This is a genomic window from Micromonospora sp. NPDC005220 (assembly GCF_040607895.1).
Taxonomy (GTDB): Bacteria; Actinomycetota; Actinomycetes; order Mycobacteriales; family Micromonosporaceae; genus Micromonospora.
On the sequence record NZ_JBEXHP010000191.1, the window covers coordinates 1 to 6,274 of the forward strand.

The window sequence follows — 6,274 nt, forward strand, 5'->3', positions numbered from 1 at the left end:
GCCGACGCGAAGGCGTCAGCCGGGGGCCTGCGCGTACGAACGGACCAGGGTGAGCATCTCCTGCACCGAGCCGGCCGGGTCGGTGACCGGGAACTGCACGGCTCGCACCACCGCCGTCGGGTCGACCAGCAGCGTCAGCCGCTTGAACCGGGCCACCCCGCCCGCGCGGAACACCGGCAGCAACAGCCCCGCCCCCAACCGACCGTCCTCGTCGGACAGCAACGGAAACGGCAGTTCGGCGTACGCGGCGAACTCGGCGAGCTGATCAGGCCGCTGGGTGCTGATGCCGTACACCCGCACACCGGCGGCCAGGAAGTCCGGATGACGGTTGGCGTAGGTGGTCGACTCCAGGGTGCACCCCCGGGCGCCGGGGATCTCCGCCCAACCGGGCGGGTAGCCGTGCGTCCCCGGCGCGTACGCCCCGGGGAACAGGTAGAGAACGGTCCACGCGGCTGTCCCGGCCACCGCGACCGGCGGCCCGTCGGCGGCCGGCAGCACGACCTCGGGCAGCCGCCGCCCGACCAGGTCGTGCGCCCGGCGCGCCTCGGCGGAGCCGGCGTCGGCCGTCGCGGTCACCTCACCGTCACCCATGAGATGTCTCGTCCCCCAGTCCTGCAGCGCGATCAGCACCGGCAACAGCCCCTCGCCCCTGATGGTGAGCAGATAGTCGTACCGGGGTGGGTGGTGCGAGTACGGCCGGCGCACCAGCACACCCTGCTCGACCAGGGCGGCGAGTCGTTCGGTCAGCGCCCGCCGGCTCACGCCCAACTCGCGCTGGAGCGCGTCGAAGCGGGTCGTCCCGCCGGCGACGTCGCGGACGATGAGGAAGGTCCACCAGTCCCCCAGTACGCCGAGCGCCTGTGCGATGCCGCAGTCCGCATCGGCAAGATCCTCTCGCCGCACCCGCTACCTCCATCGGTTCCGCCCCGACTATAGTCCGTTCCGGATTGGAACGCTCTGCGTCGACGGCCGGCCACGCGCCGATTATCCTGATCGAACTCCACCGGCAGCCATAGCCTGGAAGCAGGGAGCCGCCCGGACTCCCCCACCGGGAGGACAGACGTGGCAGCTGACCAGGCGAGCCGGGCGGCGACCCGCCGCCGCCAACTCTGGGCCGGAGTGCTCGCACTCGTCGGCCTGGTCCTGCTGATCATCGGCGTCACCGTCGCCGACGGCATCGCGGCCTGGGTCGAGGTGGTGGTCGCGATCCTGCTGCTGGTGACCAGCTACATCGTGCAGCACCTGGCCCGACGGGAGACCGTCTACCAGCCCGACGAGCGGCGCTGACACCACCGCACGGCCGGGCGTACGCCAGATCGTCGGACGGTTGTGCCAGGCTGTCCGGCGTGGCACACCGACCCCCGATCCTGCTGATCGACGCAGCCAGCCTCTACTTCCGGGCCTACTTCGGCATTCCGGAATCCGCCGCCAGGGCCGAGGACGGCACCCCGGTCAACGCGGTGCGCGGCTTCCTCGACATGCTCGCCACCCTGATCCGGGTGCGTGGCGCCGACCGGATGGTCTGCGCACTGGACTACGACTGGCGCCCGGCGTGGCGCGTGGACCTGCTGCCGTCGTACAAGGCGCACCGGGTCGCCCCGCAGGGCGGCGAGATCGTCCCGGACACCCTCTCCCCGCAGGTGCCGATGATCCTGGAGGTGCTGGCCGCGGTGGGCATCACCGCGGTCGGCGCGACCGGCTACGAGGCGGACGACGTGCTCGGCACCCTCTCGGTGACCCAGCCGGGCCCGGTCGAGGTGGTCTCCGGAGACCGGGACCTGTTCCAACTCGTCGACGACACCCGACCGGTCCGGCTGCTCTACGTCGGGCGCGGCGTCGCCAAGCTCGACGACTGCGACGACGCCGCGGTGCGGGCCCGCTACGGCGTGCCGGCCGACCGGTACGCCGACTTCGCCGCGCTGCGCGGCGACCCCAGTGACGGATTGCCCGGGGTGGCGGGCGTCGGCGAGAAGACCGCCGCCCGACTCATCGAACGGTACGGCAGCATCGCCGGCATCCTGGCCGCGCTCGACGACTCCGACTCGTCCTTCGCACCGGGCCTGCGCGCCAAGTTGGTCGCGGCGCGCGACTACCTCGACGTCGCGCCGACGGTGGTCCGGGTCGCCCTGGACGTGCCCCTGCCGGAGCTGCCCACCGCGCTGCCGACCGCGCCGGCCGACCCGGACCGGCTGCTCGAGCTCGCCCAACGATGGAACCTGGCCGGCTCGGCCCGCCGCCTGGTCGACGCTCTCGCCGCCCCCCGCACCGAAATTCGGTCGACATCTGGGCAGACCGGGTAACCACCCCGCCACCCGAGTCGATCAACCCGGTCGGGGGAAGAGCGGGCGGAACGCCGGGTCCGGCGCTTCTCCGCTCGTTACCGTCCGTCGAGGTGGACCGGACAGGTCCGTCGAGTCGACCGGTTCCGCAGGAGTGACCCGTGCACCTCCCCGCGCCGGAACCCGGGTCGCCGCGAGCCAACCGTCCGCCGGTGCGCGACCCGGAGGGCCCGCGCCGGGTCACCCTGCTCGAACTCTTCTTCGACCTGGTGTACGTGGTCGCGCTGGCGCTCATCTCCCAGGGCATGATCGAGCAACTCGACTGGCACCGAGCCGCGCAGGCACTGATCATGCTGGCCGCCGTCTGGTGGACCTGGACGATCACCACGCTGGTCACCGACCTGTACAACCCGGAACGCACCGAGATCAAGCTGCTGATCAGCGCCGTGATGTTCGGCGCGCTGCTGATGACCACGGCGATCCCGGAGGCGTTCAACAATCGGGGCCTCGTCTTCGCCGGCACGTACGTGGCGATCCACCTGGGACGCGGACTGTTCCTGATGCCAGCGGTACGCCGCGAACCGCAGACCCAGCGTCGGGCGGCCCGCATCTTCGTCTGGTTCGTGGTGTCCGCGATCCCGTGGGTCATCGGCGCGTTCGTCAGCGGGGACGCCCGGATCGTGTGGTGGGCCGTCGCGCTCGCCATCGACTACCTCGGTTTCCGGCTCGCGTACCCGGTGCCGGGACTCGGGGTGGTGCCGGAGAAGCAGCGCAACGTCACGGCGGAGCATCTCTCCGAGCGCTACCAGCAGTTCTTCATCATCGCGCTCGGCGACGCCATCCTGACGATCGGCACCATGTTCAGCATGGAGCACAACGAGGCCGAGAACATCGGCGCGTTCGCGGTGGCGTTCCTGACCACCCTGCTGCTCTGGCGGATCTACGTGCACAAGTCCGGCGAGCTGCTGCCGACCGCCATCAAGGCGGCCCAGTCGCCCAGCAAGTTCCTGTTCAGCGCGCCGTACACCCATCTGTTGATGATCGCCGGCGTGGTCACCACGGCGGCCGGCTTCCACCTGGTGCTGCACGAGCCGACCGGGCGGACCCCGCCGGCCTGGGTGGCGGTGATCCTCGGCGGCCCGGCGTTGTTCCTGGCCGGCCGGGCCTCCTTCGAGTACGAGGTGTTCAGCCGGGTGTCCTGGTCCCGACCCGGCGGGGTGCTGGCGCTGCTGACCATCGCGCCCGCCCTGCTGTACCTACCGCCGGTCTTCGCCTCCCTCGGCGGGCTGCTGGTGCTGGCCGGCGTCGCCTACGCGGACTTCCGGCGCAGCCACGGCAAACCGCCGGAGACCCCCTCCCCGCCGCACTGAACCCACGCTCACACCAGAGCCCCGGCGTACCCCCGGACCCGCAGTCGGTGCCGGGCGCCGCCGGCCAGGCGCACCTGGAGGCCCAGCGGCGCGGCGGCGCGGCGGACGTCGTCCAGGTGCAGCGATCCGTGTCGGTCCACGGTGAGCACCGGCGGTTCTTCGAGGTCACCCTCTGGCGCGTGGAACGAGAGCAGGGTCACCGACGTGGTGAGGTAACCCGGGTACGCGGCGCGGGCGGCCGCCTCGTCCCGGTGCACCAGCACCACCAGGTCGTCGAGGTGGGCGAAGTCGGCGGCGAGCGCTCCCGCCTTCCAGTGCGCTGGTTCCTCCGCCGTGCCGGTCAGGTGCCGGGACCGGTTCGCCGAGGTGATGTAGAGGTGATCCGTTCCGGTCTCGGCGAGCGCCCGCTCGAAGAAGACGTTGGACGGGCAGGTCAGGCCCGGCGCGATCACCTGAGTGGTGCGCAACCCTTGGTCGATCTGGGTGAGGTGCTCGGGGAGCCGGTCCGCCGCCGGCCCGCGGAAACCGAACGGCCCGGCGCCGTAGAGGGCGTCCATCAGCGCCCGCACTCGACCGACCGGCAGCCGCGGCGAGATCCGCGTCCAGTCGAACATCCCGGGGATCCGGCCGGTCGCGGTGGTGATGCTGCCGATCTGGTGGACCGGTCGGCCCTTGGCCAGGTTGACCCGGCGTACGGTGGCCGCGTCGGGACGCGCGACGATGGCGTAGAAGTTGGCGAACGCCGCCGCGACGATCGCGCCGCCCGCGAGCGCGCGGGCCGCGACCGCGACGTCCTCGGGACGGTCGATGTACAGGGGCGGTGACGGGGCGTCCATGAGTCCTCCTCGGCGGGGCCGTGAGGCAGTTCTACGTCCACTGACCCGAATGCGGCGAGGTCGGTCGCCGATCCGATAGCCGACAGACGCTACCCGGTGCGGGCGGCGGATGCCCGGGCGGTACACAACGGCGGACCGCATCGGCCGGATGGAGGATCCGGCGGGGGTCGTTGCCCGCAACCGTTAGCCGCGCGACCCGATTGGGTACAACGGCTGCACCTCAGATCCACCACATACCTCAGGAGGCAGCGATGCGCGGCACCTCGATTCTCGGAGTCATCGTCGTGATCTGGTTGGTGATCGGCGCGATCGCCGCTGGCCAGCGTGGTTATTACAGCGGCGACGACACCAACTGCGCCGAGGCCGGCACCATCCTGGTCACTATCGTGGCCGGGCCGTTGAACTACATCGGCGCGAACCCGAAGATCGACTGCAAGCTGCCCGAGCCCTCCAAGTAGGACGGACACTCGTCAGCCCGTGCCCCCTGGCTGGGGGCACGGGCTGACGCGTTTCGGGGGCGGGCAGATGAGGTGTACGGCCCGGGTTGGGCTTGCCGTGGCGCCGACACGTCACACCGCGTACAGCATCCTAGGAGGCTGGTTCGCAGGTGCCGCTGGCGTTTGGCGCTGGCCCGGCCGGGAATCGACGCGTGCCAGCCGGACGAACAACGGGGGCACCATGCAGATCGGCTACAAGTTGACCTCGGAGGGGTACGGCCCGCAGGAGATCATCCGACAGGCCGTGCTGGCCGAACGGGCTGGCTTCGACTTCGTCGAGATGAGCGACCACTTCCACCCGTGGCTGGACGCGCAGGGGCACTCCTCGTTCACCTGGAGCGTGCTCGGCGCCATCGCGGCCAGGACCAGCACGCTGCGCCTGGCCACCGGTGCCACCTGCCCGACCGTCCGCTACCACCCGGCGATCATCGCGCAGGCCGCGGCGACCATGGCGCTGATCTCCGACGGCCGGTTCACCCTCGGGGTGGGCGCTGGCGAGCGGCTCAACGAGCACGTGGTCGGGCAGGGCTTCCCCAGCGTGCGGGGCTGACACGAGCGACTCCGCGAGGCGCTGGAGATCATCCGGTTGCTCTGGCAGGGCGGCTACCAGTCGTACGAGGGACGGCACCTGCAACTGGAGGACGCCCGGGTCTTCGATCTGCCGGACACCCTGCCGGTGATCGCGGTGGCGGCCAGCGGTGCGGCGTCGGCGCGGCTCGCCGCCGAACTGGGCGACGGCCTGTTCGCCACCGCGCCGGACGCGTCGATCGTCGAGCACTACCGAGGCGCACAGGGTTCCGGCCCGCGCTACGCCGAGGTGCCGCTGGCCTGGGCCACCGACGAGCAGCAGGCGGTGCAGGCGGTGTTGCAGACCAGCCGGTGGCTGGTCACCGGCTGGAAGGTGATGAGCGAGCTGCCGAACCCGGTCAACTTCGACGCGGCCAGCGCGCACGTCGAGGAGAAGCACATCCGGCAACTCTTCGCCGTCGGCCCGGACCCCGAACCGCACGTCGCCAAGGTCCGGTCGTACGTCGAGGCCGGCTTCGACCACATCGTCCTGCAGAACGCCGGCCCCGACCCGGACGGCTTCCTCGACTTCTTCGCCAGCGACCTCTCCGACCGCCTGCGCGCGCTGGGTTGACACCGTCGTCGGTCCGCCGTGGTGCCCCATGATCAGGTGATGGAAAGTAGGTCGGAAGCGGCGTCGGAACCTCCTTTTCGTCACTTGATCACGGCCGCTTAGGCGGCCCCAGCCAGGACGCCCCGAGCCGCCCCGACTTCTCGTCGGGGCG

The 6,274-nt window shown here is 71.2% G+C and carries 6 protein-coding genes and 1 pseudogene; 5 read left to right on the forward strand and 2 right to left on the reverse strand.

Annotation, left to right across the window (positions count from 1 at the left end):
- Positions 1 to 15: 15 nt before the first annotated feature.
- A complete protein-coding gene (locus ABZU52_RS31530) occupies positions 16 to 903 on the reverse strand; it encodes a winged helix-turn-helix transcriptional regulator (RefSeq protein ID WP_354974571.1) in 888 nt (295 codons plus the stop codon).
- A 159-nt stretch (positions 904 to 1,062) separates the two neighbouring features.
- On the opposite strand from ABZU52_RS31530, the gene ABZU52_RS31535 reads away from it, so the two are divergent.
- The 3 genes from ABZU52_RS31535 to ABZU52_RS31545 all read left to right on the forward strand — a co-directional run bounded on the left by ABZU52_RS31535 (position 1,063) and on the right by ABZU52_RS31545 (position 3,649).
- The gene (locus tag ABZU52_RS31535) at positions 1,063 to 1,287 is read left to right on the forward strand and encodes a hypothetical protein (RefSeq protein ID WP_354974572.1); all 225 of its coding nucleotides are present in this window, start codon (positions 1,063 to 1,065) and stop codon (positions 1,285 to 1,287) included.
- 59 nt (positions 1,288 to 1,346) lie between these two features.
- Positions 1,347 to 2,300, forward strand: a complete 954-nt coding sequence (locus ABZU52_RS31540; protein WP_354974573.1) for a 5'-3' exonuclease — start codon at positions 1,347 to 1,349, stop codon at positions 2,298 to 2,300.
- Positions 2,301 to 2,491: 191 nt separating this feature from the next.
- Positions 2,492 to 3,649, forward strand: coding sequence for a low temperature requirement protein A (locus tag ABZU52_RS31545; protein WP_354974574.1), 1,158 nt, complete (start codon positions 2,492 to 2,494; stop codon positions 3,647 to 3,649).
- 8 nt (positions 3,650 to 3,657) lie between these two features.
- On the opposite strand, the gene ABZU52_RS31550 is transcribed toward ABZU52_RS31545, so the two are convergent.
- Positions 3,658 to 4,485, reverse strand: coding sequence for a hypothetical protein (locus tag ABZU52_RS31550; protein WP_354974575.1), 828 nt, complete (start codon positions 4,483 to 4,485; stop codon positions 3,658 to 3,660).
- 251 nt (positions 4,486 to 4,736) lie between these two features.
- Between ABZU52_RS31550 and ABZU52_RS31555 the strand changes: the two genes are divergently transcribed.
- Positions 4,737 to 4,943, forward strand: a complete 207-nt coding sequence (locus ABZU52_RS31555; RefSeq protein ID WP_334628087.1) for a hypothetical protein — start codon at positions 4,737 to 4,739, stop codon at positions 4,941 to 4,943.
- Positions 4,944 to 5,163: 220 nt separating this feature from the next.
- Positions 5,164 to 6,123: pseudogene (locus ABZU52_RS31560) on the forward strand (TIGR03557 family F420-dependent LLM class oxidoreductase).
- Positions 6,124 to 6,274 lie beyond the last annotated feature (151 nt).

Bases quoted from the DNA above. Each gene is read 5' to 3' on its own strand.
- ABZU52_RS31555 (WP_334628087.1), top strand. From the start codon at position 4,737: ATGCGCGGCACCTCGATTCTCGGAGTCATCGTCGTGATCTGGTTGGTG.
- ABZU52_RS31550 (WP_354974575.1), bottom strand. From the start codon at position 4,485: ATGGACGCCCCGTCACCGCCCCTGTACATCGACCGTCCCGAGGACGTC.